Source organism: Variovorax sp. V15, assembly GCF_041154425.1.
Lineage (GTDB): Bacteria > Pseudomonadota > Gammaproteobacteria > Burkholderiales > Burkholderiaceae_C > Variovorax > Variovorax guangxiensis.
The window spans coordinates 5,803,677-5,830,492 of sequence record NZ_AP028659.1 but is presented as its reverse complement, the minus strand read 5'-3'; the positions used below and the strand labels follow the sequence as shown (position 1 = coordinate 5,830,492).

Here is a 26,816-nt window from a genome sequence, read left to right as displayed (position 1 = left end):
ACGTTGCGTAGACCAAGGCTTTAGAGCCCGCGCGCAACCGAATCGGAAAGTGCGCAAAGCACGCGCAGAGGTTTCATCCGCGGCGGCCCGAAGCCGCGCACCGCCTGTTGCGAAAACGCCGCTTGTTCAGCCCTTGTTCGAACCAGGCCGCAGCCGCCGCGCGAAGAAAGCCAGTATCTCGTCGCGCGCAGCCAGCGTCGGCTGCCCGGCCTCGTCGATCAAGTGCGCCGTCACCACGCTGTGCGGGCTCGCCACCACCTGTGCGAAGAAGGGCGGCGTCCGGGTGTTGGCCGCGCTGTCGGGCAGCACGCGCGCGACGAAGCGTTCGCCCAGCGCTTGAGAGAAGGCCGCAAAGCGCTGCGCCCTGCAGTGCCTGTCGCCCTCGAAGCGGTAGGCCATCACGGTCAGGTCTTCGCGCTCCAGCCGTGCGCGCACTGCAACTAGCTCCTCGGGCGCCACATTCATCGCGCCGGGGTTGTCCATCGGCAGCGAGGGCTGGCACATCACCGGCGCGAGCATCGCGGGCTCCAGCATCATCGAGAGCGCGAAGTTGCCGGTGAAGCACATGCCGATCGCGCCGACACCGGGCCCGCCGCACTCGGCGTGCGCGAGCCGCGCTAGCGCGCGCAGCCACTGCGTGACCGGGCTCGACTCGTTGGCCGCGAAGGCGCGGAACTCGGCGCTCACGCAGGCGCGCTTGAACACCGCGATGCCTTCTTCCGCACCGGGCACGGCGCCGTCGCGGCCGAAGAGCGACGGCATGTAGACGCTGAACCCCGCATCGCGCACCCACCGCGCGAAGCGCGCCACGTGAGGGCTGATGCCGGGCATCTCGGTCATCACGATCACGGCCGGGCCCTGGCCCATGACGTAGACCTTCTTCTCGACGCCGTCGAGCGTGATCTGGCGCGCGGTGAAGTCGTCGAGCGGGTCGTCTTCGGTCAGGGGGCGTTGCTGTGACATGGAGTTCCTTTGCCGTTCAGGTCTTGCGAAAGCCGCGAAGCTTGTATTGGACGTTCGGCTTCACCAGAATGGCAGTGTCCAATTCGACTCCTTTGAGGCTTTATCGGCCAACCTCCAGATGCATGACTTCACCGTGCTGGTGCTTCCAGGCGCCTTCAACTCCAGCGTTGCGGCCACGATGGACATCCTCGGCGCGGCCGAAGCGATGGCCCCGCGCGCAGGCGTCGCGCCGCCTCGCTGGCGGCTGTGCTCGGTGCATGGCGGCCCAGTACAACTGCGCGCCGGCATGAGCCTCGACACCACGCGCCTGCCCGTGCGCCCGCGCGACGATCGCTCCACCTGGGTGGTGCCGGGGCTCGGCCTCAACACACCGGGCGAGATCCGCCGTTGCCTCGAAAGCGACGAAGCCGCCAAGGCCATCGCCGCCCTCGCGCGCCACGCCAAGTCGGGCGGCCAGGTCGCGGCCTCGTGCTCGGCCGTGTTCCTGCTCAATGCCGCAGGCCTGCTTCAGGGCCGGCGCGCAACCGTCTCATGGTGGTACGCCCCGCTGCTCGCACGCATGGCGCCCGGCTGCACCGTCGATGCCGACCGCATGGTCTGCTCCGACGGCCCCGTGGTCACCGCAGGCGCCGCCTTCGCGCAGACCGACCTGATGCTGCACCTGCTGCGCGAGCGCTGCGGCAGCGCGCTCACCGATCTGGTCTCGCGCATGCTGCTGATCGACGGCCGCCAGGCGCAGGCGCCGTTCATCGCGGCGGAGGTGCTGGCCAGCGGCAACGACCTGGTGGCGCGGCTTGCGGCGCGCGTCGAATCGGCATTGCCCGAGGCGCCTGCGGTGAGCGAACTGGCGCGCGAGTTCTGCATGTCGGAGCGCACGCTCTCGCGCCACATCCACAAGGCCACCGGCAAGAGCACCCAGGCGCTGGTGCAGAGCGTGAGGCTGCAGCGCGCCCGCGCGCTGCTCGAATCCAGCCGCATGACGGTCGAGCAGGTGGCGGGCGCGGTGGGCTATCAGGACGCCACGGCACTGCGGCGCCTGATGAAGAAGGTGGCCGGAGCGAACCCCAGCCGCTACCGCGCCTGAGCAGGCGCGGCGGCTATCGCTGCTCCCCGGATTACTTCTTGCGCGCAGCGATGGCCTGCTCGGCCTTCGCCACCAGGTCCGCGCCGATGGTCGACTTCCACTTGTCGTACACCGGCCGCGTCGCCTTCACGAACTCGGCGCGCTCGGCGGGCGTGAGGCTGGTCACGGTCACGCCCATGCCGGCGATGTCTTTCAGCACGGGCTTGTCGGCCTCCACCAGGCCCTTGCGCGCGATGGCGATCTCTTCCTTGCCCGCGTCGATGGCGGCCTGGCGCACGATGGCCTGGTCGGCCGGCGTCCACGAGGCCCAGATTTCCTTGTTGACCACGAACACCAGCGGGTCGGCCACATAGCCCCAGGTGGTCACGAACTTCTGGCCCACCGTCTGCATCTTGAGCACCGTGAACAGGAAGAGCGGGTTCTCCTGGCCGTCGACCGCGCCGCTGGCCAGCGCGGGCTGCGCGTCGGCCCAGCTCATCTGCGTGGGGTTGGCGCCCAGCGCGGTGAACATGTCGGAGTAGATGGGCGAGCCCACCACGCGGATCTTCATGCCCTTGATGTCGGCCGGCGACTTGATCGGCTTCTTCGAGTTGGTGATCTCGCGGAAGCCGTTCTCGCCCCAGGCCAGCGGCACCACACCGGCCTTGTCGAGCGTCTTGAACATCTCCTTGCCGACTTCGCCCTGCGTGAGCGCGTCGATGGCCGCGTAGTCGGGCATCAGGAAGGGCATGGAGAACAGGTTGAGCTGCTTGACCTGCGGCGACCAGTTGATGGTCGAGCCCACGGCCATGTCGATCACGCCCTGGCGCAGCGCGCTGAACTCGCGCGTCTGGTCGCCCTGGATGAGCGACACGCCCGGGTACAGCTTGATGTTGATGCGCCCCTGCGTGCGCTCCTTCACCAGGTCGGCCCAGATCTTGCCGGCCTGGCCCCACGGCGTGGGCGGGCCCAGCACCAGCGACATCTTGTACTCGGGCTTGTAGGCGGCCTGCGCCATGGCGCCGGACGAGAACATGCCGAGGGCGGTGGCTGCGGCTGCGAGGCCGAGCAGGGTGCGGCGGAATTTCATCTGATCTATCTCCTCGTTGTCAAAAAACGGACAGCGGAACAGCCGAACGCAGAAGTCGCAAAGGTCTCGCAGAAGTCGCAGAAGTTCTGAAAAATTTTGGTCTTCCTTCTGCGACCTTCGCGAAACTTTTGCGACTTCTGCGTTCGGCTGCCCGCATTTCAATACCCCAGCTTGCGCGGCAGCCACAAAGCGAGTTCGGGGAAGACGATGACCAGCACCATCACCACGAACATCGAGAACAGCATCCAGCCCACCCAGCGCACGGTTTCTTCCATGCGCACCTTCGCGATGCGGCACGACACCATGAGGTTGACCGCCAGCGGCGGCGTGAACTGGCCCAGCGCCACCTTCAGCGTGAGGATCACGCCGAACCACACCGGGTCCCACTTGTAGTACTGCACGATGGGCAGCAGCAGCGGCACGAAGATCAGGAAGATCGACACGCCGTCGAGGAACATGCCCACGGTGATGAGCAGCAATATCAGCAGCGCCAGGATGCCGTACTCGCCCAGCCCCGAGTTCACGATGGCGCGCGTCACCGGATCGATCACGCCCAGCGTCGAGAGCGAGTACGCGAAGATGCCCGCCAGCGACACCACCAGCAAGATCACCGCCGAGAGCTCGCCCGACTCGCGCAAGATGACGAACAGGTCGCGCACCTTGATCGTCCGGTGGATGCACATGCCCACGAAGAGGCCGTAGAACACCGCCACCACAGCCGCTTCGGTGGGCGTGAACCAGCCCGCGCGCATGCCGCCCAAGATGAGCACCGGCGCGGCCAGCCCCCAGGTCGCTTCGCGAAAGCTCTTCCAGAAGGGCGGGCGCGGCAGCGTGGCCTCGAGCGCGCCCATCTTGTGCTTGCGGGCGAGCCACACGGCCGGAATCATCAGCGCCAGGCCCGCCATCACGCCGGGCACCATGCCCGCCGCGAACAGCGCCGGCACCGAGGCGCCGGGCACCAGCACCGAGTAGACGATGAAGGCGACCGAAGGCGGAATCAGGATGTCGGTGGCCGCCGCAGCACCCACCACGCTGGCCGAGTAGGGCGCGGGGTAGCCCGCGCGCGACATGGCCGCGATCATCACCGCGCCCACCGCTGCCGCATTGGCCGGGCCCGAGCCCGAGATGCCGCCGAGGAACATCGCCACCGCAATCGCCACCAGCGGCAGCATGCCCGGGCCGCGCCCCACGATGGCAATCGCAAAGTTCACGAGGCGCAGCGCCACGCCCGAGCGGTCGAAGATGGAGCCGACCAGAACGAACATCGGAATGGCCAGCAGCGGATATTTGCCCAGGCCCGCATAGAAGTTCTGCGGCACGGCCAGCAGGCCGAACCACTGGGCGTCGCTGTTGGCCAGCGCGATGCAGGCGGCGCCCGCCAGGCCCAGCGCGGCGCCGATGGGCACGCCCACCAGCATCATCACGACGAAGGCGACGAAGAGCAGGGTGGCGATCACGATGCGTCGCCCTTGCTGTTGTTGTTGTCGTCGTCAGCGTCGCCGTGCGCCGTCTCGCGTCCACGCCGGATCATGAGGCCTATGGCCCGCAGCGCGATGGCGAAAGACACGATGGGCAGCCACATCGAATACCACCAGGCGGGCAGGCCGATGCCGGGCGTCGTCTCTTCGAAGCGGTAGTCGTCCCACACCATGCGGATGCTCAGCGCGCCGATGAGCGTGAAGAGCACCGCGATCATCAGCGCGCCGAACTGCGCGAGCCGCTTGCGCCGCGCCATCGAGCCGCTTTCGGAGAAGTACTCGATGCGGATATGCCGGTCGCGCGCCACGGCGGCCGAGCCGGCCACCAGCGCCAGCATGATCATCAGGAACACCGAGAACTCTTCCGTCCAGGCGAAGGAAGAATCGGTGAAGTAGCGAACGATGACGTTGGCAAAGGTGATGAGCGCCAGCGCGCCCATGATGATGACCGTGAGCCAGTCCTCGATGGCAAGGGGAACCTTGGTCGGTTCGTCTGCGGCTTCGATGTCGGGGAGAATGGGGCTGGCGGCGTCCAGCGTGGGGCCGGACTCGGTTGGAGTTGTCATCGCAGGATGGTCAGTGAGGCACGCACGAACGCCATGTCACCGGGCGGACGCCGGGACGCGTTCCGTACACCTCGACAGGGAAACTGTTACCGATGCTAGGGGGTCCATGACCATTCATGTATCGGGGGTTTCCTTAGCCGGTGGGCCTGCGGCTGGCTCTTGGAGCTGCTTCCGGGGCGTGTGCACAGGGCGCCGGGTACTCCCCTCCGCGAATGTCCCCCGGCCTTCGGCCTCCTCCTTTATTTCGCGGAGGGGAGTACCCGGCGCCTGTGCACGATGAGTGCGGCTGTGAGGTTGGTGGCTCGGCCGCTGTGGCGGATTGCAGATGGGTGTGCGGGGGGCGTACCGCTGAGCTTTCGTGAGAGACGGGGGCTGGATAAGCAGAAGTTCGAATGGCTGGTGTCGGTCGTGGTCGACTTTGATATGCCTGCGTTCGATGTTCGCCTCAGACCGTCAACGGTAGTTCACTAAAGGCCACCTTACACCCCGTGTCCGAGAGTGAGTTCAACGGGAGATCTTCAAAGAGCGCGTTGTTGGCGGTCGCAACAGCCCGCGCAGAGATTCAACACACCATGAAGCGCTCAGCCCGGCTCTGAGCCCTTGCCCCGGCTATCCGTAGTCTCATGCTTCGGTTATCGTTGCAAAAAGTAAACGCAACTGGGGGTGGAGAAATGCACATCGAGTTCGTCGAGATCGCGAATTTCAGGAAGCTATTGTCCGCGCGTGTGGACCTGTCGCCGAAGACGACGCTGTTTGTCGGCGCGAACAACAGCGGCAAGACTTCAGCCATGTTGGCTCTGCGGCGCTTCCTGACACCACGCCGTTGCCCGTTTGAGATACACGACTTCACGTTGTGTCACTTGCGGGCGCTAGTAGACATTGGCGAAGCATGGGTGCAGACGCACCAAGCGGGTGCCGTCGCAGACCTCTCCCTGGACCCTTGGGTGCACGCGCTTCCCGCTCTGGATCTATGGCTGCAGGTCAAGGAAGATGAGGTACACCGGGTCCGAGATTTGGTCCCATTCATGGAGTGGACTGGCGGACTGCTTGGAGTCCGGCTGCGCTACGAGCCGAAAGACGTCGATGCACTCTTTAAAGAGTTCATCATCAGTGTTATCGAAGCCAACGCCATGCGAGCAGAAGCTGCGGCGGCGGCAGCTGCAAAGGGCGCGGCCACCAAGCTGACCGTATGGCCGGAAACCCTGGTCGATTTCCTAACGAGGCGGCTAAGTTCGATGTTCGCGATTCGGGCGTATCCGCTGGATCCAGCGCTGCTGGCATCCCCTGAGAAGCTACGAGCCTTGCCACAGGTGCTCCCTGCATCGGCACAGCCAATCGACGGTGATCCTCTCAGCGGCCTCATCAAGGTGCATGACATTCCCGCTCAGCGCGGATTTGGTGAGATCCCGACTAGCGTCGAAGACGATGAATTACAGACCTCCGCCGGGGGAACGCGGCTATCGGAACAGCTCAGAAGCTACTACGCCAAGCATCTGGATCCCTCCAAGGGACCGGATCCCATGGACCTTGAGGCTCTTCAGGCTATGGAGGCGGCCGAGGATGCATTCGACTTGAAACTTGCGGAGAGCTTCAGTGAATGCTTCAACGAAGTAGCCAGCCTCGGTTACCCGGGGATTAGCGACCCGCGGCCGCGCGTATCCACGCGCTTGCGTGCGATCGATGGGCTGAACCACAGCGCGGCGGTCAATTTCGAGGTCGATGTGGTTTCGGATGCGGGCGCGGTCACACCCCTCTTGTTGTTACCGGAGGGGAGCAACGGACTGGGCTATCAGAACCTCATCTCGATGATCTTTCGGCTGATGAGCTTCCGCGATGCTTGGATGCGTGTCGGCAAAGCGTCCAAGGGTGTAGAGGCCGCGAGCATTGAACCGCTTCATCTGGTGCTTGTGGAGGAGCCCGAAGCGCACTTGCATGCGCAGGTGCAGCAGGTTTTTATTAAGAAGGCGTACGAGGTGCTGCGCAGGCGCCCAGAGCTGGGAGAAAACGATGCATTGCGCACGCAGTTGATCGTCAGCACGCACTCGAGTCACGTTGCGCACGAGACGCCCTTCGCGAGTCTGCGGTATTTCCGGAGGTTGCCGGCCGGCATGGTGGCCAAGGTGCCGGTATCAACCGTGGTCAACCTGTCGCAGGTTTTCGGGGAGGGTACGGAGACCGAACGCTTCGTCACCCGCTACTTGCGCGCGCAGCACGCCGACCTATTCTTCGCCGACGCAGCGATCCTCGTCGAGGGGCCGGCTGAGCGCATGCTCATACCCAACTTCATTCGAGCTCGCTTTAAGTTGCTGCATCAGAGCTATGTCACCTTGCTGGAGATTGGCGGTAGCCATGCCCATCGTCTGCGCCCGTTAATCGATCATCTTGGCCTGTTGACGCTGATCGTCACCGACCTAGATAGCCTGACCGGGACCGGTGGCTCGTCGGTTCAACCCGCTTTGGGTGCGGGCCAGAAAACCAACAACGCCACACTCAAAGGCTGGGTGCCAGTCCTGGACGATGTAGACGACCTCATGGGCGCGACGCCTGCAGTCAAAACGTTAACGGATGTTGGCGACACACTATTCGCCGTGCGCGCGGCGTACCAGACTCCCGTTGAGGTCACGATGCCGGGCGCTACCGCAAAGGAGATCGCCTATCCCTACACGTTTGAGGACGCGCTCGTGTTCGAAAACCTGGATTTTTTTGCGGCGTTTGCAGGACCAGGATTGAACGCCAAGTTTCGGAATGCCATAGCTACGGGTGGCGGTGCGACCGCGGTTGGTGCCAGCATGTACGCCGCGCTCAAAGACGGCAAGAAGGCGGAGTTCGCGCTCGATGTCTTGATGGCGGACAACTTCAACGATCTGAAGGTGCCGCGGTACATCGCAGAGGGTCTCGAATGGCTGCTGGAACAAATGAAGAAGAAGCAGGTGGAAATCTTGACGACAGTGCCGGCCACGACCGTGATAGCGCCAGCCGCGGCCGTTTCAGTAGCCGTGGCTGCAGTCGCAGGGGCGGGGGCGGGGGGCGTGCCATGACGACCGTTGACGATAAATTCGATGCTGAGGCCGACGCAACGATCATCGAGTGTCTCAATTTGGCTAAGCCTAGAAGCTTTTTCCTGTATGCAGGTGCTGGCTCGGGAAAGACTCGATCGTTAGTCAACGCCGTCCGGAAGACGATTGATGGCGAGCACGGCCGGCAGTTGACTTTGACCGGCAAAAAGATTGGCGTCATCACCTATACCAACGCAGCCTGCGACGAAATCAAGCAACGTCTCGAGTTCGATCCTCGGGTCGAGGTCATGACGATCCACGCCTTCTCATGGTCGCTTATCGAGGGCTTCAACGCAGATATCCGCCAGTGGGTCGCCAAGAACCTTGAAGAGGAGATTGCTGAGCTCGAGGAACAGCACAAGAAGGGGCGCCCCAATACAAAAGCGAGCGTCGAAAGGCTTCGATCCATGGAGAGCAAACGTCGCCGCCTAGCGCGTTTGGACTCCATCGTGAAGTTCATTTACAGCCCGACCAGCGACAACCGCACGCGTGACTCGTTAAATCATTCGGAGGTCATCGGCATGACGGCGGCCTTCCTGACAAACAAACCGGGGCTGCGGCGTATGTTGGTCAGTCGGTGTCCAGTCTTGCTCATCGACGAAAGCCAAGACACGAACAAGGCGCTCATGGATGCCTTTTTGCATCTGGAGGAAGAGTTCTATGGTCGCTTCAGCCTGGGACTGTTCGGCGACATGATGCAACGTATCTACACCGACGGAAAAGACCGGTTGGACAAGGCAATCCCGGCTAGGTGGGCTACGCCTCGAAAGCGGATGAACCACCGGTGCCCATCTCGCGTCATCGAGGTCATTAATAGCATCCGTCACGATGTAGATGGCGAGGAACAAGTACCCCGAAGCGATGCTGAGAAAGGGGTGGTTCGAGTCTTCATCGCGGCCCAGGGGGGCGTTGATCCCTTCACCGTCGAGACGACCGTGCGCCAGCGGATGGCCACGATTGCCGGTGATCCGGCCTGGCAGAGTTCTGACACGGTGAAGACGCTTGCTCTTGAGCATCTGATGTCTGCGCGGCGATTCGGGTTCGTGCAGTTCTTCGAACCGCTTTGGGGTATCGACAATCTAAGGACGAGTCTGCTCCAAGGCACTGGCGCTGGTCTTGGATTCTTCATTCGGGACGTGTTGCCATTAGTCAAGGCACTTCGCGCCAACGATCGCTTTGGAGCTACGGCGATCATCAAGGCTTCATCGCCGCTTCTAGATCGCGCAGCGCTTCAAGAGGCTGGATCGAATCAGCTTGCGCAGCTCGGCAAGGCCAAGGCGGCATGCGATGGGCTTCTCGCGCTGATCACAGAACAGCCAGAGGTCAACGCTCAGACGGTGCTCGAGCTTGTTGCACAAACGGGTCTGTTTGCCATTCCGGACACGCTGGCTCCGTTCGTTCCTGGTGACGCGGAAGCGATGGCTCAGGGCAACGCAGGGCAGAGCGATCAGGCGGATGACACCGAAGACCAAGAAGCTGAAGACACTAGCCCTGAGTTGAGCGCATGGAGCAAAGCGCTTGAAGCCCCACTCAGCCAGATCGAGCGATACGACTTGTACGTGCGAGGGCAGTCGCAGTTCGGGACGCACCAGGGTGTCAAGGGTCTGGAGTTCCCTCGCGTGTTGGTTGTGATCAACGATGATGAGGCGCGAGGCTTTCTTTTCGCATATGACAAGTTCTTCGGTGCCAAGGAAAAGTCAAAAACGGATCATGAAAACGAGGCCACTGGTCGAGAGACCAGTTCGGACCGTACCCGCCGCTTGTTCTACGTGACCTGCAGCCGAGCGGAGAAGAGCTTGGCTATCGTCTATTACTCGCCGGATCCGGGGCTGGCTCGCAACGCCATCCTTCAGTACGGATGGTTCGAACAAGATGAGGTTGAGCTGATCAACTAGATCGACGCAGCCGTCGCACAATTGATTTAGCGCTCGGTCAGTTCTTCTACTACGCCCAAGTCGGCGGCGTGAATCTCAGTGCAGATAGGCAGAGCGGTACGCCCGAGCGTGGTTGACTCATGTGACCTTGACGACTGAACCTAATCCTCTCCATCACGGAGGCTTCAGCCGTTGTACCCCAAAGAGCGCGCTCGCCAGGCGGGCCGCGAAACACGCAGCCCGCAGCCCAGCCCCTACCCGCCAGCCTCAGGCTCTCTACGCCGCGCCTTCTCACTCATCTGAAACAACTCTCCGGCCTTGCGAGCCATCTCCGCCGCAAGCCAAAGCAGATTGTTCAATTGCCGAGGCCCATCCCCGCTGCACCAATCGATCTCTTCCCCGTGGCAAACCCACAGTAGAGCTTCGAGTTGAGTAAGGGTGTTTTCAAGAAGATCCGCCGGGTCTTGTTGGGCGGTTTCTGCGGAAGCTACCGGCGTAGTTGGCCGGGCTATAGTCTTGGTAGCCATTTTTGTGCTGTCCTTTAGAGGGTAGTGCACGAACTTGGTTAGACGGCCGGGGTGTTACGAGCACCCTGGCCGTCGCCTTTTGATACCTCGCATCCGCATCGGCGCTTTCGCACCGACAACCTGCCGCGAGGCAAGCAGCCTTCAAACATCTGGGTGGTGGATTGGTGTGCGGGCCTTTCTGCTCCCCTTGGCGGGGCATCGAGTGACAGGGGCATTCACTCTAGAGAAGAAGCCGGCAAAGAAGCCGCTGCCACAGCACGAAGTCGCGCAGACTGCCAACTAATGCAACTTCCGCAACGCGCCGTGCGAAGACCCCATGAGGCCCCGCTGTGCCAGTCAACAACGGCAAAAGCGGCGCTAAACGCTCAGGCCGATGGGGTGCCTTGCGCAGTGAAATAAGGAGGAGGCCGAAGGCCGGGGGACATTCGCGGAGCAAGGTACCCCGTCGGCCTGAGCACCCCCGGATGCGAATGAGCGGAGGGCTTCAGTCCATCCAGCCCCGAGCCCGGTCCAGATGCTCGCGGCACTCGCGCACCATGCGTTCCAGCAGTTCCGCGCAAGTCGGAATGTCGTCGATCAGCCCGATGCACTGCCCGGCCGAGACCACGCCGCCGTGCACCTCGCCAGACTCCAGCGCCGCACGTCCGCGCGCGCCGGCCACCAGCGGGCGCACGTCCTCGAACTCGCAGCCGCCCGGCCGGTTCTCGGTGGCCACCACTTCTTCGGAAATGGCGTTGCGGAACACGCGCGCCGTGTTGTGCAGGGTGCGGAACATCAGCTTGGTGTCGCGCTCGGTCGCCTGCACCAGCGCCTGCTTGATGTTGTCGTGGATCGGCGCTTCCTTGGTCACGCAGAAGCGCGTGCCCATGTTGATGCCCTCGGCGCCCAGTGCCAGCGCTGCCGCCATGCCGCGCCCGTCGGCGATGCCGCCCGACGCGATGATCGGAATGCGCAGCTTGCGCGCCGCCACCGGCAGCAGCACCAGGCCGGGCACGTCGTCCTCGCCCGGATGGCCCGCGCACTCGAAGCCGTCCACCGACACCGCATCGACGCCGTTGCGCTCGGCCGAGAGCGCATGGCGCACCGAGGTGCACTTGTGGATGATCTTCACGTCGTGCTGCTTCAGCGCCGCGATGAAGTCCTTCGGGCTGTTGCCCGCGGTCTCGACGATCTTCACGCCGCTGTCGATGATGGCCTGCACGTACTCCGCATAGGGCGGCGGCTTCACGGCGGGCAGGATCGTGAGGTTCACGCCGAAGGGCTTGTCGGTCATCGTGCGCGTGCGCTCGATCTCGCGGCGCAGGTCGTCGGGCGTGGGCTGCGTGAGCGCGGTGACGATGCCGAGGCCCCCGGCGTTCGACACGGCCGACGCCAGCTCGGCGCGGCCCACCCATTGCATGCCGCCCTGGATGATCGGGTAACGGATGCCCAGCAGTTCGGTGATGCGGGTCTTCATCGTCGCGGCCTCTTACACGGCCTTCACCAGTTCCGGCACGGCCGTGAACAGGTCGGCCACCAGGCCGTAGTCGGCCACCGAGAAGATCGGTGCCTCTTCGTCCTTGTTGATCGCCACGATCACCTTGGAGTCCTTCATGCCGGCCAGATGCTGGATCGCGCCCGAGATGCCCGCTGCGATGTACAGCTGCGGCGCGACGATCTTGCCCGTCTGGCCCACCTGCCAGTCGTTCGGGGCGTAGCCCGCGTCGACGGCTGCGCGGCTGGCGCCCAAGCCGGCGTTGAGCTTGTCGGCCAGGGGTGCCATCACCTCGGTGAACTTCTCTGCGCTGCCCAGGGCACGGCCGCCGGAGACGATGATCTTGGCCGCCGTCAGTTCAGGGCGCTCGCTCTTCGTGACTTCACGGCCCACGAAGCTGCTCTTGCCGCTGTCGGCCACGCCTGCTGCCGATTCGACGGCTGCGCTGCCACCGGTAGCTGCTGCGGCGTCGAAGCCGGTCGTGCGAACGGTGATCACCTTGGTCGCGTCACTGCTCTGCACGGTGGCAATGGCGTTGCCCGCATAGATCGGACGCTCGAAGGTGTCGGCGCTCACCACGGCGGTGATGTCGCTGATCTGGGCCACGTCGAGCTTGGCGGCCACGCGCGGCGCGACGTTCTTGCCGTTGGCGGTCGAGGGGAAGAGGATGTGGCTGTAGCTGCCGGCAATGGCCAGCACTTGGGCTGCGACGTTCTCGGCGAGGTTTTCAGCAAGGCTCGGGCTGTCGGCCGCGATGACCTTCGAAACGCCTGCGATCTGTGCCGCTGCCTTGGCCGCTTCGGCTGCATTGGCGCCGGCCACGAGCACGTGGACGTCGCCGCCGCAGGCCAGTGCTGCGGTCACGGTGTTGAGGGTGGCCGGCTTGATGCTGGCGTGGTCGTGTTCGGCAATAACAAGTGCGGTCATGTTCAGATCACCTTCGCTTCGTTCTTCAGTTTGTCCACCAGCGTTGCAACATCAGGCACCTTGATGCCAGCGCCACGCTTCGGCGGCTCGGCGACCTTCAGGGTCTTCAGGCGCGGCTTCACGTCCACGCCCAGTTCTTCGGGCTTGACCGTGTCGAGCTGTTTCTTCTTGGCCTTCATGATGTTCGGCAGCGTCACGTAGCGCGGCTCGTTCAGGCGCAGGTCGGTGGTGATGACCGCAGGCAGCGTGAGCGCCACGGTCTCCAGGCCGCCGTCGACTTCGCGGGTCACGGTAGCCTTGTCACCTGCGACCTCGACCTTCGAGGCGAAAGTAGCCTGGGGAAGATCGGCCAGTGCAGCCAGCATCTGGCCCGTCTGGTTGGCGTCGTCGTCGATGGCCTGCTTGCCGAGGATGATCAGTTGGGGCTGTTCCTTGTCGACCAGCGCCTTCAGCAGCTTGGCCACGGCCAGGGGCTGCAGTTCTTCAGCGGTTTCCACCAGGATGCCGCGGTCGGCGCCGATGGCCATGGCAGTGCGCAGGGTCTCCTGGCTCTTGGCGTCGCCGCAGGAGACGGCGATGACTTCGGTGACCACGCCCTTTTCCTTCAGCCGCACGGCTTCTTCAACGGCGATCTCGTCGAAGGGGTTCATGCTCATCTTGACGTTGGCAATATCCACTCCGGTGCCGTCGCTCTTCACGCGCACCTTCACGTTGTAATCGACGACCCGTTTGACGGGCACCAGAACCTTCATGGCTGTTCCTTTGAATGACGAAGAAGAGAAGAGAAGAAGAAATGAATGGATGAGCGCAGGGCTTACTCGAGCTTGGCGCCCGACTGCTTGATCAGGCGCTCCCACACCGGGCGCTCTGCCTTCCATGCGGTGGCGAAGAGCTCGGGCGAGCTCTCCTTGATCTCGAAGCCCATGGCCGCGATGCGCTCGCGCACGTCGGGCTGCTGCGTGGCCTTGCGCACTTCGTCGGCGATGCGGTCGACGATGGGCTTGGGCGTCTTGGCGGGCGCGGCGATGGCGAGCCAGCCGGTCACGCGGTAGGCCTCGTCCTTCAGGCCCTGCTCGGCCAGCGTGGGCACGTTGGGCAGGGTGCTCATGCGGCGCTCGCCGCTCACGCCGATGGCGCGGACTTTGCCGGAATCGATGTGCGGCTTGGCCACCAGCGCGCTGGCGTAGGCCATCTGGATCTGGCCACCGATCAGGTCCTGCATCATCGGCGCCTCGCCCTTGTAGGCGACGTGGCTCATGTCCGACTGCGTGGCCAGGCTCATGTGCGCGCCGGCCAGATGCGGGTACGCGCCGATGCCGTAGGAGCCGTAGGCCACCTTGCCCTTGTTGGCGACGACGTACTTCAGAAGCTCCGGCCCGGTCTTGGCCGACACGCTCGGGTGCACCACCAGCACCAGCGGCGCCGCGGCGATCTGGTAGACCAGCGTGAGGTCGCGCGCGGTGTCGTAGGGCAGCTTCTCGTAGAGGAACTCGTTGGTCATGAGCGAATTGCTCAGGCCCAGCACGATGGTGTAGCCGTCTGGCGCAGACTTGGCGACCGCGTCGGTGCCGATGATGCCCGCCGCGCCGGGCTTGTTGTCGATGATTACGGGCTGGCCCATGCCGGCCGACATCTTCTGGCCGATCACGCGCGCGAGCACGTCGGTGGCGCCGCCCGCTGCGAAGGGCACGACCATGCGGATGGGCTTGCTGGGGTAGGGGGCCTGTGCCTGCGCGGCGGGCAGCGCGCACAGCGTGGCGGCGGAAGCGGCGGCGCACAGCAGGGCGCGGCGGTTCGGAAAGTGGAAGGTCGTCATGGCTTGTCTCTGTCTATCGTTTCTGAAAAAGATCACTGCGTTGCGATGCGCGTCTTGAAGGGCAGGGGCTCCAACGCCTTGTGCAGCCGCTCCTGCAGTGGCGCGGCCAGCGCGCCCGCCGCGGCGCCGTCGATCTGCACGCGCACGAGGCTCTCGCCCTCGGTCTTCACCACGGGCCGTGCGGCCTCGGGCACGCCCAGCTCGGCGCAGGCTTCGGCGACGGCGGCGTTCACCACCTGCAGCGCGGCCATCGCGCGCAGCTCGGGCTTGTAGATCTTCCCGACGTTGGTCATCGGCATGGTCGCGATCACCGACACCCACTTGGGCCGCGCCGGGGCCTCGTCCACGCGCGCGGAGGTGAAGGCCAGCAGCTCTTCTTCGGTCGCCGAGGCGCCGGGCACCAGCGTCGCGAAGATCACGGGCAGCTCGCCCGCGTAGGCATCGGGCGCGCCCACTGCGGCGCACAGCTGCACGGCGGGGTGGGCGCCCAGCGCGTCTTCAATCGTCTTGGGGTCGATGTTGTGGCCGCTGCGGATGATGAGGTCCTTCGAGCGGCCGGTGAGGTTGAGCCGCTCCTCGTCGTCGATCCAGCCCAGGTCGCCGGTGGCGAGCCAGCCGTCGGCGGTGAAGGCCTTGGCGTTGTCGGCCGGGTCCACGAAGCCCGAGAACACGTTGGGCGACTTGAAGAGCACCATGCCCTGCTGGCCGCGCGGCATCTCGCGGTCGGTCGCGTTGCCGTTCTCGTCGAGCGCCACCACGCGCATCTGCATGTACGGCAGCCGAAAGCCCACGCAGCCCGCGGGCCCGTTCACGCCGGGCGGCGTGATGGTCGAGATGCCGGCCATCTCCGTCATGCCCAGGCTCTCGTGCACGTGCAGGCCGAACAGGCGCTCGAAGCGCGCGGCCAGCTCGGGCGCGAGCACGGCGGCGCCGGTGCGGCAGTAGGTGATGGAGGAGATGTCCGCGCCGTCCAGCGGCACATTCGCCAGCGCCGCGAGCACGGTGGGCACGGCCGACAGCGAGGTCGGGCGGTACTTCGCCACCAGCTTCCAGTAGTTGGCCAGCACCTCCTTGTTGCGCAGCAGCGAGGGCGTGGGAATGATCACCTCCACGCCCGCCGACAGCGACGAGAGCGAGGCCGGCAGCACCCCCGCCACGTGGAAGAGCGGATAGCCGTTGATGGAGATGCCGTTCTCGTTCATGCCCGCGACCTGCACGCTGGCCCATGCGGTGAACACCTGCGCGCCGTGGCTGTGGCGCGCAAGCTTGGGTGCGCCGGTGGTGCCGCCGGTGTGGAAGTAGGCGGCGATGTCCGAAGGCGCGATGTCGCGGCCGCTCACGAGGCGGTCGTCGGGTTGCGCGGTGCGCAGCAGGTCGAACTCGGCCACGCCCTCGGGCAGTGTTCCGGCGGCTCCCGGCGCCTCGTCGTGCGGCGCCACGCGCAGCACGGTGGTGAGCGTGGGCACCTGGCCGCGCAGGCGCATCGCCTTCGACCACATGCCCGATTCGGCATCCGAGCCGTAGGCGATCAGCACCTTGGCGCGGCCGGCGGTCATCAGCGCGACCAGCTTCTCGTCGGTGAGCAGCGGATTCAGCGGCTGCACGATGCCGGCGGCCTCGCCGCCCCACAGCGCCAGGTGGTACTCCAGGCAGCCCGGCAGCAGCACGGCCACGGCGTGGTCCGGACCCACGCCCAGCGTGTGCAGCATGTTCGCGGTCTGGTGGATGCGCGCGAGCAGTTCGGCATACGACCAGCGGATCGGCTCGTCGGCCGGGTTGCCGGTGCGCAGGAAGGTCAGCGCGGTCTTCTCGCCGAAGGCATGGCCCGCGTTGCGGAAGATCTCGTAGGTGCTGCGCACCGTGAGCGCCTGCTCCAGCGGCGTTTCCTCGAGCTTGCGGATGTCGGCGAGGCTGCGAACGGGAAGGGCGGGGCGAAATGGCGCGCCGACCGGGGTGCTGTAGTTGTTCTCGTACTTCTGCGTCATGTCTTTGTCTCCTTGATGTCGTCGCCCTGCCGGCCCGGTTGTTCTACTGGTTCGTGATGTGGTTGTCGCGAATGACCTTGCCCCAGCGCTCGAAATCCTCGCGCATGCGCACGCCCGTCTGCTCCGGCGTGCGGTAGGCCGCGAAGGTGCCGACGCTCTGCAGCTTCTCCTGCACTTCCTTGTCGGCCAGTGCCTTCTTCAGCTCGGCGCTCATGCGCTCGACGATGTCCTTGGGCGTGCCGGCCGGTGCCAGCAGGCCGCCCCACGAGGTGGCGTCGAAGCCGGGGAAGCCCTGCTCGGCCACCGTCTTCACGTCGGGCAACAGGCTCACGCGCTGGCCCGAGCCGACCGCGATGGCGCGCAGCTTGCCGGCCTTGACGTGCGGCAGCACGCCCACGAGGTCAGAGAACATCGCGGGCACCTGGCCGCCGATGAGGTCGGTCACGGCCGGCGCGCTGCCGCGGTAGGGCACGTGCTGCATGTCGAACTTGCCGATGGTCTTGAGCTGCTCGGTCGTCAGGTGGCCGAAGCTGCCGGCGCCCGCGCTGGTGTAGTTGAGCTTGCCACCCTCGGCCTTGGCCTTGGCGATCAGGCCCTGCACGCCGGTCACGTCGGGCAGCGACTTCGGATTGACCACCAGCACGATCGGCAGGTCGTAAATGCTGCCCACGGGCGTGAAGTTCTTGAAGATGTCGTAGCCGGTGGGGCCGTAGAGGTGCGAGGCCAGAAGCGTGGGCGTGGCCAGCGTCACGAAGGTGTAGCCGTCGGCCGGCGCGCGCGCCGCGGTGGCCGCGCCCACGGTGCCCGAGGCGCCGCTGCGGTTGTCGATGACGATGCTCTGGCCGAGCGAGGCCGACATCTTCTGCGCCACGATGCGCGAGGCCACGTCGGTGGGGCCGCCGGGCGGGAAGGGCACGATCAGCGTGATCGGCTTGGCGGGCCAAGCCTGGGCGAAGGCTGCGCCGGAGACGAGGGGCAGGGCGAGTGCGAGGAGCGCGCGGCGCAGGGGACGGAAAGCGGGGGAGGCCATGGATTTCATTTCTTCAGGATTCGGTTCGTTCATTCATGCGTGTGTTCAGACGACGCCGCCGGCCTTCAGTGCGGCCAGCTTCTCGTCCGACAGCCCCAGCAGCGACTGCAGCACGTCGTGCGTGCCTTCGCCCAGCGTGGGCGGCGCGCTGCGCACCGGCAGGCGCTCGCCGTCGAAGCGGTAGGGCGGCGCGAGCACGTTGACCGTGCCGGCCACCGGATGCGGCTGCGTGGTCACGAGGCCGGCTTCGGTGGCGCGCTTGGAGTTCAGCGCTTCGAGCAGGCCCAGCACCTCGCCGCAGGGAATGCCGGCGGCGGTGAGCTTCGCGAGCAAGTCGGCGCGCTGGCGCTTCGCCAGCTCGGCATGCAGCTCGGGCAGCAGTACCGCGCGGTTGGCCGAGCGCAGGATGTTGGTCTTGAAGCGCTCGTCGGCCGCAAGGTCGGGCCGCTCGATCACCTCGGTGCAGAAGCGCGCGAACTGCGCGTTGTTGCCCACGGTGATGACCAGCGGCCCGTCTGCTGCGTCGAACACGCCGTACGGCACGATCGACGGATGCGAGTTGCCGTAGCGCGGCGGGTCTTCGCCCATGAGCAGCGCTTCGAGGCCGTAGTAGGCGGTGATCATCAGGCCGCAGTCGAAGAGCGCGATCTCCACGTGCCGGCCCTTGCCGGTCTTCTCGCGCTGGTAGAGCGCGGCAAGAATGGCCTGCGCCGAGTACATGCCGGTGAACAGGTCGACGGCGGCCACGCCGAACTTCAGCGGCGGCTGGTTCGCCTCGCCGTTCAGCGCCATCAGGCCGGCCTCGCCCTGCACCACGAGGTCGTAGCCGGGGCGTGCGGCCTCGGGGCCGGTGCGGTCGTAGCCCGAGATCGAGCAGTAGACGAGGCGCGGGTTCTCCTTGCTGAGCTGCTCGTAGCCCAGGCCCAGCTTGTCGATGCCGCCGAACTTGAAGTTCTGGATCACCACGTCGCACTGCTTCGCGAGATCGCGCGCGAGCTGCTGGCCCTCGGGCGTCTGCAGGTCGAGCGTGACGGAGCGCTTGTTGCGGTTCACGCTGTTGAAGTAGGCGGTCTCGGTCTTGCCTACGCGCAGGCCCCAGTCGCGCGTGTCGTCGCCGCGGCCCGGGTGCTCCACCTTGATGACTTCGGCGCCCATGTCGGCCAGCACCATGCCGCACCAGGGGCCCGCGAGGATGCGGGACAGATCGAGAACGCGCACGCCGGCAAGCGGCAGCGACGAGGAATTCGGCAGAGGCATGAGTTCAACTCCCTGGAAACGAGAAAGCCCCGCACCGCGTGCGAGGCAGGAAGGCGGAGTTCGCAGCCCGCGTCAGGACGCGCCCGGCTTCTGGCGGCGCAGCGCGGCGAAGTCGGCCTTGCGCTTGCCCAGGAAGGCGCCGATGCCTTCGGCCGCCTCGGCATCCGCCTGCGACTCGACCATGAACACGGCCTCGGCGTCGAGCTGCTGTTCCAGCGTGACGCGGTGCGCCTGACGGCACAGCGACTTGATGCGGGCGCTGGCGCGCTCGGGCCCGTTCGCCACCTTGGCCGCGAGCGCGATGGCCTCAGCCAGCGCGGCGCCCTTGTCGGTGAGGCGGTTGACCGCGCCCAGGGCGTGCAGGCGCTCAGCCGGCATGCGGTCGCCGGTGAGGCACATCTCGGTGAGCACCTGGCGCGAGACGAACTCCGAGAGGAAGGCCGTGGCGCCGCCGTCGGGCGTGAGGCCGACCTTGACGTAGGCGACGGTGAAGAAGGCGTCGCGCGCCGACACCAGCATGTCGCAGGCCAGCGCCATCGACAGGCCCGCGCCCGCGGCACCGCCCTCGACGGCTGCGATCACCGGCTTGCTGCAGTCGCGCAGCGCGCGGATCAGGTTGTTGAGGCCTTCGAGGATCTGGCGGCGCTCCGACGCCGGCAGCTCGCGCCGCTTGGCCAGCAGGTTGAGGTCGCCGCCGGAGCAGAAGAAGTCGCCCGCGCCGGTGAAGACGATGGCGCCCACCTCGGGGTCGTTCTGCGCGTCGGCCAGCGCGGCCGACAGCTCGGCGTACAGCGTCGGCGTGATCGCGTTGCGCGAGGCGGGGTTGCTGTTGGTGAGGATGCGCACCGCACCCTCCTGCGAGATCAGCACCGTCTTGTTGTCGCTCATGCTGCGACCTCCTTGCCGGATTCCTTGCCCAGGGCGATGTAGCGCTGCAGGTGATGGTCTTCGTCGCCGAGCTGGTGGTCGATCATCACCAGGCGCTTGGCGTAGTGGGGCAGCGGCAGCTCCCAGGTCATGCCGATGCCGCCGTGCATCTGGATGCTCTCTTGCGCCACCAGCGCGCCGATGCGGCCGATGCTGAACTTGGCAGCCGACAGCGCGCGCTCGCGCGTCAGGCGGTCGCCGGTGTCGATGGCTGCTGCCGCATTGATGACGGCGGAGCGGGCCTGTTCGATCTCCAGCAGCAGGTCGGCCATGCGGTGCTGCAGCGCCTGGAAGCTGCCGATCAGCGTGCCGAACTGCTTGCGCGTGCGCAGGTACTCTAGCGTGGCGGTCTTGGCGGCTTCCATCGCACCCAGCGCTTCTGCGCACAGCGCGAGCACGCCGCGGCCGATGGCGCGTTCCAGCGTGGCATGGCCCTGGCCTTCGGCGCCCAGCAGCGCGTCGGCGCCCAGCTTCACGCCGTCGAAGGAGAGTTCGGCGACCCGGCCGCCGTCGATGGCGGGGCAGCCGCGCACCGTGAGGCCGGCCGTCTTCGCGGGCACGAGGAAGAGCGAGATGCCCGCTTCGTCGTCCACGTTGCCCGAGGTGCGGGCCGAGACCAGGAACAGGTCCGCCTGCTCGCCCTGCGGCACCACGGCCTTGGCGCCGTGCAGCACCCAGCCGTCGCCAGCGCGCTCGGCCTTGGTCTGCACGCGCGTGCGTTCGTAGTGCGTGTCGGCTTCGTCGTGCGCGAAGGCCGCGACGACTGCGCCGTTGATGATCTCGCCGAGCTTTTCCTTCTGCGTGTCGCTGCCGGCGGCGCTGATCGCCTCGCCGACCATCACCGCGCCCAGCAGCGGCTCGACCACCAGGCCCCGGCCCAGTGCCTCGAAGACCACGGCGATGTCGAAGCCGCCACCGCCGAAGCCGCCATCGGCTTCGCTGAAGAGCGCGCCGATCACGCCCAGTTCGGCGAACTGCTGGAAGATTTCCTTGCTGAAGCCGTGCTCCGACTTCGCGATGCGGTCGCACGCGTCGAAGGCGTACTGCTCGCTGATGAAGCGGTTCAGGCTGTCGGCGAGCATGCGCCGGTCTTCGGTGTGTTCGAAGTTCATTGCATGTCTCCTTACAGGCCCAGGATCATCTTGCTGATGATGTTCTTCTGGATTTCGTTCGAGCCGCCGAAGATGGACAGCTTGCGGTTGTTGAAGTAGCGCGAGGCCGCGGCCGATGCGTAAGGTGGCCCGAAGGTCTCGCCGGTGTAGCCGTCCTTCAGCGCCTCGGCGATGAAGGGGCGGCCGTAGACGCCCATCGCGCGGCGTGCGAGCGACGAGATTTCCTGGCGGATCTCGGTGCCGCGGATCTTCAGCATCGAGCTTTCAGCGCCGGGCACGCCGCCGCCAGCCACCGCTGCGATCACGCGCAGGTTGGTGGTCTTCATGTTTTCCAGGTCGATCTCCACCCGTGCCATGCGCGCGGCGAAGGCAGGGTCTTCCGCCAGCGGCTTGCCGTTCTTGGTCTGCGTGGCGGCGATGCCCTTCAACTGTTCGAGCGCGGCCACCGAGAAGCCCACGCCCGCGATGTTGGTGCGCTCGTAGGTCAGCAGGTACTTGGCGCAGGTCCAGCCCTTGTTCTCCTCGCCCACGAGGTTCTCGGCGGGCACGCGCACGTCGGAGAAGAACACCTCGTTGACCTCGTGCTCGCCGTCGAGCGTGATGATGGGGCGCACTTCCACGCCGGGCGAGGTCATGTCGATCAGCAGGAAGCTGATGCCTTCCTGCTTCTTCGCCTCGCGGTTGGTGCGCACCAGGCAGAAGATCATGTTGGCGTGCTGGCCCAGCGTGGTCCAGGTCTTCTGGCCGTTCACGATGAAGTGGTCGCCCTGCGCGTCGATGCCGCGCACGGCCGAGGTCTTCACTGCAGCGAGGTCGGAGCCCGCGCCGGGTTCCGAATAGCCCTGGCACCACCAGTCGGCGCCATTGAGGATGCGTGGCAGCCAGTGCTTCTTCTGCGCCTCGTTGCCGTACTTGATGAGCACCGGGCCGAGCATGTTCACGCCGAAGGGCACGATGCGCGGCGCGAAGGCCAGCGCGCATTCGTTCTCGAAGATGAACTTCTCCACCGCCGTCCATCCCGGGCCGCCGTACTGCTCGGGCCAGTGGTTGGCGAGCCAGCCGCGCTCGTTGAGGATGGCGTGCCATTCCTGCATGTCGGCCTTCTCGAGGATCTTGCCGCTGCGCACTTTCTCGGACAGCCGCACCGGCAGCTTCGCGGCCAGGAAGGCGCGCACCTCGCTGCGGAAGGCTTCTTCTTCGGGGGTGAAGTTCAGGTCCATCGCTGGCTCCTCTTCAGTAGATTTCAAAGAGACCGGCCGCGCCCATGCCGCCGGCGATGCACATCGTGACTACGGCGTACTTCGCGCCGCGGCGCTTGCCTTCGATGAGCACGTGGCCCGCGAGGCGCGCGCCGGTCATGCCGAAGGGGTGGCCAATGGAGATCGCGCCGCCGTTCACGTTGAGCAGTTCCGAGGGAATGCCCAGCTTGTCCTGGCAGTAGATCGACTGCGAGGCGAAGGCTTCGTTGAGCTCCCACAGGCCGATGTCCTGCACCTTGAGGCCATGGCGCGCGAGCAGCTTGGGCACCGCGAACACCGGGCCGATGCCCATCTCGTCGGGCTCGCAGCCGGCCACCGCGAGGCCGCGGAAGGCGCCCAGCGGCTTGATGTTGGCGCGCTCGGCATCCTTGGCTTCCATCAGCACGCAGGCCGATGCGCCGTCCGACAGCTGCGAGGCGTTGCCGGCGGTGATGAACTTGTCCTCGCCCATCACGGGCTTGAGCTTGGCGAGCGCCTCGTAGGTGGTGCCGCGGCGGTTGCAGTTGTCTTCCGTCGCGGTCACTTCGCGGTAGCTGACTTCCTTCGTCTCCTTGTCGGTGACGGCCATGGTGGTGGTGCAGGCGACGATCTCGTCCTTGTAGCGGCCGGCGATCTGCGCTTCTTCGGTGCGGCGCTGGCTCTCGGCCGAGAAGCGGTCCTGCGCCTCGCGGCTGATGTTGTAGCGCTTGGCGACGATGTCGGCGGTCTCGATCATCGCCATGTACAGCTCGGGCTTGTGCTCGACGATCCATGGGTCCATGCCGCTGTCGCCGGCATCGGTGGCGCTGCGGGTGCGGATCTGCGAGATGCTTTCGACGCCGCCCGCGATCATGGCCGGCGCGCCGTCCACCACGATGCGGCCCGCGGCCATGGCGATGGCCTGCAGGCCCGAGGCGCAGAAGCGGTTGACGGTGGTGCCGGCGATGGAGATCGGCAGGCCCGCGCGGATGATGGCCTGGCGCGCGATGTTGCGGCCGGTGGTGCCTTCGGGGTAGCCGCAGCCGAGGATGGCGTCCTCGATCAGCGCGGGGTCGAGGCCCGAGCGCTCCACCGCCGCCTTCACGGCGAAGGCCGCCAGCGTGGGGCCGGGGGTGATGTTGAATTCGCCGCGGTGCGCCTTGGTCAGCGGGGTGCGGGCGGTGGAAACGATGACGGCTTCACGCATGGGGGTGTCTCCTTGGACGGCTGGCTCTGTCTGTGCCTGTGATTACTCGGATTGGTTGAGGCTTGCGAAGTCGGCGCCGCGCTCCACCAGCTGCACCAGCAGCGGCGAGGGCTTCCAGAAGACCGGGTCTTCCTTCGCGAACTCCTGGATGTCGGCCAGCACCTTGGGCAGGCCCACGGTGTCGGCGTACTTCATCGGGCCGCCGCGGTGGCGCGGGAAGCCGTAGCCGTAGAGGAAGGTCACGTCCACGTCGAGCGGGCGCAGCGCGATGCGCTGCAGCACGACGTTGGCGCCCTCGTTGATCATCGCGGCCATGTAGCGGCGCATGATTTCTTCCTCGGTGAAGGCGCACGGCTTGATGCCGGCGCGCTCGCGCTCGGCGTCGATGATGGCCAGCACCTCGGGGTCGGGCTGGCCGGTGCGGGCGCCCTCGGGGTAGAGGTAGTAGCCGCGCTGCGTCTTCTGGCCGAACCAGCCGCGCTCGCAGATGCGGTCGGCGATCTGCACGTAGCGCGCCTTCGGGTCGCGCGTGGCGGCCTTGCGCTTGCGCGTGGCCCAGCCGATGTCGCCGCCCGCGAGGTCCGACACCTGGAAGGGGCCCATCGGGTAGCCGAAGTTGCGCACCGCCTCGTCGATCTGGTAGGGCGATGCGCCGTCTTCCATCATGTGGTCGGCGGCCTGGCGGTACACGGCCAGGATGCGGTTGCCGATGAAGCCGTCGCACACGCCGGCGCGCACCGGCACCTTCTTGAGCTTCTTGGCGAGCTCGAAGCCGGTGGCGACCACGTCGGCGCTCACCTTGGCGGGCACCACGATCTCCAGCAGCTTCATGATGTTGGCGGGCGAGAAGAAGTGCAGGCCCACCACGTCCTGCGGGCGCGAGATGCTGGCGGCGATCTCGTCGATGTCGAGGTACGAGGTGTTGGTGGCCAGCACCGCGCCGCGCTTGCACACGCGGTCGAGTTCGGCGAACACCGCCTTCTTCACGGCCATGTCCTCGAACACGGCTTCCACCACGATGTCGACGTTGGCGAGCGCGTCGTAGCTGGTGGAGCCCGAGAAGCGCGCCATGACGTTGCCCTTGGCCTCGGGCGTCATGCGGCCCTTGGCGATGAGGCCGTCGTACACCTTCTCGACATTGGCGCGGCCGCGCGCGAGCTGCGTGTCGTCGCGCTCGATCATGGTCACGGGCATGCCCGCGTCGAGCATCGCCACCGCGATGCCTGCGCCCATGGTGCCGCCGCCGACGATGCCGGCCGACGCCAGCGCGCGCGGGCTGGCCGACTTGGTCTCGGGCGCCTTCAGCACTTCGCGTTCGGCGAAGAAGGCGTGGATCAGGCCGGCGCGCTGCGGGCTGTCGATGCACTGCAGGAACAGCTTGCGCTCCAGCGCCATGCCTTCGTCGAAGGGCAGCGTGAGCGCGGCCTCGACGGCTTCGACGATCTTCATCGGCGAGAACAGGCCGCGGCTCTTCTTGGCGGTGTCGGCGCGCGCGGCTTCGAGGGCGGCGCGGGCGGCTTCCTTGTCGGCCAGCGCGCCGGCGTCGCGGGTGCGGCGCACGGGGGCGTTGGCGGCGATCAGTTCATTCGCGTAGGCGAGGCCTTCGGCGCGCGCGTCGGCTTCGGTGGCGAGGCGGTCGACGAGGCCGAGCGACAGCGCTTCCTTCGCGCCCGCGTGGCGGCCGCTGAGCATGAGTTCGATGGCGGGCTTCACGCCGATGAGGCGCGGCGCGCGTTGCGTGCCGCCCGAGCCGGGCAGCAGGCCCAGCGCCACTTCGGGCAGGCCCAGCTTCGCGGTGGGCGAGGCGATGCGGTAGTGCGCCGACAGCGCCACTTCCAGCCCGCCGCCGAGCGCGGCGCCGTGGATCGCGGCGACCACCGGCTTCGTGCAGTTCTCGATCTTCAGGCAGGCCTCGGGCAGCGAGGGCGGCTGCGGCGTCTTGCCGAACTCGCGGATGTCGGCACCCGCGATGAAGTTGCGGCCCGCGCCGACGATCAGCACCGCCTTGGCCCCGCCGTCGGCCTCGGCCGCGTCGATGGCGGCCACGAGGCCGCGGCGCACGTCCACGCCCAGGGCGTTGACGGGCGGGTTGTCGATGGTCACCACGAACACGTCGCCTTGACGCTCGAAGGTGACGGGACCGGTGGACGTGGAGGGGCTGGGGGTGCTGTCGGTGGCCATGTGCTTGCTTGTCTCTCGCGTTGCGGACCAGGTGGGTCCGAGGCTCTGGGGTGAACCCGGCATTCTTGGCCTGAGCTGGCGCTTTGACAATTGCATAGCCGGTTGACAGACTGTCAAAGCATTTTTGACACAATCGGCCCATGGACCTCCAGTCGCTCACCCTGTTGGTGGAAATCCTCGACGCCGGCAACCTGAGCGCGGCCGCGCGGCGGCTCAAGATGACCCGCGCCAACGTCAGCTACCACCTGAACCAGCTCGAACGCTCGGTCGGTGCGCAGCTCGTGCGGCGCACCACCCGGCGCGCCGAGCCGACCGAGATCGGCCTGCGCCTGTACCAGCACGGCATCGCCATCCAGGCCGAGCTGCTGGCGGCGCGCGAATCCGTCACCACGCTGGGGCAGGGCCTGCAGGGCCGCGTGCGCCTGAGCGTGCCCAGCGGATACGGGCAGCTGGTCATGGCCGACTGGCTGATCGACTTCAAGCGCCAGTACCCCGGCATCGTGCTCGACGTGGTGTTCGAGAACCGCATCGAGGACCTGCTGCGCGACGAGGTCGACATCGCCATCCGCGTGATTCCCGAGCCCCCGCAGAACCTGGTGGCGCGCGCGATGGGGCCGGTGCGCTACGTGGCCTGCGCCTCGAGCGACTACGCGGTGAAGAACCCGCTGCCGGTGCAGCTCGACGCGCTGCAGGGCGCGCCGGTGGTCACGGCCGCCGTCATCGGCCGGCAGCTGCGCGTGTCGGCCTACCAGGGAGAGACACGCAGGGAGGTGATCCTGGAGCCCACGCTCATTTCAGAGAACTTCCTGTTCCTGCGCCAGGCCATCCTCGCCGGCCTGGGCATCGGCCTCGTGCCCGACTACGTGGTGCAGGAAGACGTGCGCCGCGGCGACGTGGTGACCACGCTCGACGACTGGCGCCTGTCCATCTTCGGCACCCAGATGTTCATGCTCTATATGCCGAACCGCCAGCACACGCGGGCGATCCGGACCTTCATCGATTTCGTGCTGGAGCGGGTGCGGGGGCCGGGCGATGGCGACCCGCCTGCCGCTTAGCCGGCGGCCGC

General features: G+C 66.3%; 20 protein-coding genes. 4 read left to right on the top strand and 16 right to left on the bottom strand.

The features are described from left to right. Positions 1-126: 126 nt before the first annotated feature. Entirely contained in the window at positions 127-963 is an 837-nt protein-coding gene (locus ACAM57_RS27710) for a dienelactone hydrolase family protein (RefSeq protein ID WP_369659673.1), read from the bottom strand. A gap of 118 nt (positions 964-1,081) precedes the next feature. Between ACAM57_RS27710 and ACAM57_RS27705 the strand changes: the two genes are divergently transcribed. Next, positions 1,082-2,047, top strand: a complete 966-nt coding sequence (locus tag ACAM57_RS27705) for a GlxA family transcriptional regulator (protein ID WP_369659672.1) — start codon at positions 1,082-1,084, stop codon at positions 2,045-2,047. A gap of 31 nt (positions 2,048-2,078) precedes the next feature. On the opposite strand, the gene ACAM57_RS27700 is transcribed toward ACAM57_RS27705, so the two are convergent. From ACAM57_RS27700 to ACAM57_RS27690, 3 genes are all read right to left on the bottom strand, one after another. Beyond that, positions 2,079-3,116 (bottom strand): DctP family TRAP transporter solute-binding subunit, encoded by a 1,038-nt coding sequence (locus ACAM57_RS27700; RefSeq protein ID WP_126021518.1) that lies wholly within the window; start codon positions 3,114-3,116, stop codon positions 2,079-2,081. A gap of 158 nt (positions 3,117-3,274) precedes the next feature. Beyond that, positions 3,275-4,573, bottom strand: a complete 1,299-nt coding sequence (locus ACAM57_RS27695; RefSeq protein WP_126021517.1) for a TRAP transporter large permease — start codon at positions 4,571-4,573, stop codon at positions 3,275-3,277. Then, positions 4,570-5,160, bottom strand: coding sequence for a TRAP transporter small permease (locus ACAM57_RS27690; RefSeq protein WP_369659671.1), 591 nt, complete (start codon positions 5,158-5,160; stop codon positions 4,570-4,572). Before ACAM57_RS27690 ends, ACAM57_RS27695 begins: the two co-directional genes overlap by 4 nt. A gap of 671 nt (positions 5,161-5,831) precedes the next feature. On the opposite strand from ACAM57_RS27690, the gene ACAM57_RS27685 reads away from it, so the two are divergent. Further along, the gene (locus ACAM57_RS27685) at positions 5,832-8,198 is read left to right on the top strand and encodes an AAA family ATPase (protein WP_369659670.1); all 2,367 of its coding nucleotides are present in this window, start codon (positions 5,832-5,834) and stop codon (positions 8,196-8,198) included. Next, positions 8,195-10,111, top strand: a complete 1,917-nt coding sequence (locus ACAM57_RS27680) for a UvrD-helicase domain-containing protein (protein ID WP_369659669.1) — start codon at positions 8,195-8,197, stop codon at positions 10,109-10,111. Before ACAM57_RS27685 ends, ACAM57_RS27680 begins: the two co-directional genes overlap by 4 nt. A 990-nt stretch (positions 10,112-11,101) precedes the next feature. On the opposite strand, the gene ACAM57_RS27675 is transcribed toward ACAM57_RS27680, so the two are convergent. The 12 genes from ACAM57_RS27675 to ACAM57_RS27620 form a co-directional block, all read right to left on the bottom strand. Further along, positions 11,102-12,073, bottom strand: coding sequence for an NAD(P)H-dependent flavin oxidoreductase (locus tag ACAM57_RS27675; RefSeq protein WP_369659668.1), 972 nt, complete (start codon positions 12,071-12,073; stop codon positions 11,102-11,104). Between the two features lie 12 nt (positions 12,074-12,085). Further along, positions 12,086-13,018: an electron transfer flavoprotein subunit alpha/FixB family protein gene (locus tag ACAM57_RS27670; protein ID WP_369659667.1), complete on the bottom strand. Its 933-nt coding sequence runs from the start codon at positions 13,016-13,018 to the stop codon at positions 12,086-12,088. A gap of 2 nt (positions 13,019-13,020) precedes the next feature. Then, complete coding sequence (locus ACAM57_RS27665) at positions 13,021-13,770, bottom strand: electron transfer flavoprotein subunit beta/FixA family protein (protein ID WP_369659666.1); 750 nt, start codon at positions 13,768-13,770, stop codon at positions 13,021-13,023. Between the two features lie 62 nt (positions 13,771-13,832). Beyond that, positions 13,833-14,834 carry a Bug family tripartite tricarboxylate transporter substrate binding protein gene (locus ACAM57_RS27660; RefSeq protein ID WP_369659665.1) on the bottom strand — a complete coding sequence of 334 codons (1,002 nt, stop codon included), beginning with the start codon at positions 14,832-14,834 and terminating at the stop codon, positions 13,833-13,835. A gap of 32 nt (positions 14,835-14,866) precedes the next feature. Then, positions 14,867-16,819: an acyl-CoA synthetase gene (locus tag ACAM57_RS27655; protein ID WP_369659664.1), complete on the bottom strand. Its 1,953-nt coding sequence runs from the start codon at positions 16,817-16,819 to the stop codon at positions 14,867-14,869. 43 nt (positions 16,820-16,862) lie between these two features. Beyond that, complete coding sequence (locus tag ACAM57_RS27650; RefSeq protein WP_369659663.1) at positions 16,863-17,849, bottom strand: Bug family tripartite tricarboxylate transporter substrate binding protein; 987 nt, start codon at positions 17,847-17,849, stop codon at positions 16,863-16,865. A gap of 45 nt (positions 17,850-17,894) precedes the next feature. Then, positions 17,895-19,106: a CaiB/BaiF CoA transferase family protein gene (locus tag ACAM57_RS27645; protein ID WP_369659662.1), complete on the bottom strand. Its 1,212-nt coding sequence runs from the start codon at positions 19,104-19,106 to the stop codon at positions 17,895-17,897. A 72-nt stretch (positions 19,107-19,178) separates the two neighbouring features. Then, positions 19,179-19,994, bottom strand: a complete 816-nt coding sequence (locus ACAM57_RS27640) for an oxepin-CoA hydrolase, alternative type (RefSeq protein WP_369659661.1) — start codon at positions 19,992-19,994, stop codon at positions 19,179-19,181. Then, positions 19,991-21,145 (bottom strand): acyl-CoA dehydrogenase family protein, encoded by a 1,155-nt coding sequence (locus tag ACAM57_RS27635; RefSeq protein WP_369659660.1) that lies wholly within the window; start codon positions 21,143-21,145, stop codon positions 19,991-19,993. The genes ACAM57_RS27640 and ACAM57_RS27635 overlap by 4 nt, the downstream gene beginning before the upstream one ends. A gap of 11 nt (positions 21,146-21,156) precedes the next feature. Beyond that, complete coding sequence (locus ACAM57_RS27630) at positions 21,157-22,365, bottom strand: acyl-CoA dehydrogenase family protein (RefSeq protein WP_369659659.1); 1,209 nt, start codon at positions 22,363-22,365, stop codon at positions 21,157-21,159. 13 nt (positions 22,366-22,378) lie between these two features. Continuing rightward, positions 22,379-23,569: an acetyl-CoA C-acyltransferase gene (locus ACAM57_RS27625; protein ID WP_369659658.1), complete on the bottom strand. Its 1,191-nt coding sequence runs from the start codon at positions 23,567-23,569 to the stop codon at positions 22,379-22,381. Between the two features lie 42 nt (positions 23,570-23,611). Further along, positions 23,612-25,750, bottom strand: coding sequence for a 3-hydroxyacyl-CoA dehydrogenase NAD-binding domain-containing protein (locus tag ACAM57_RS27620; RefSeq protein ID WP_369659657.1), 2,139 nt, complete (start codon positions 25,748-25,750; stop codon positions 23,612-23,614). Positions 25,751-25,890: 140 nt separating this feature from the next. On the opposite strand from ACAM57_RS27620, the gene ACAM57_RS27615 reads away from it, so the two are divergent. Next, the gene (locus tag ACAM57_RS27615) at positions 25,891-26,805 is read left to right on the top strand and encodes a LysR family transcriptional regulator (protein ID WP_369659656.1); all 915 of its coding nucleotides are present in this window, start codon (positions 25,891-25,893) and stop codon (positions 26,803-26,805) included. Positions 26,806-26,816: the final 11 nt, after the last annotated feature.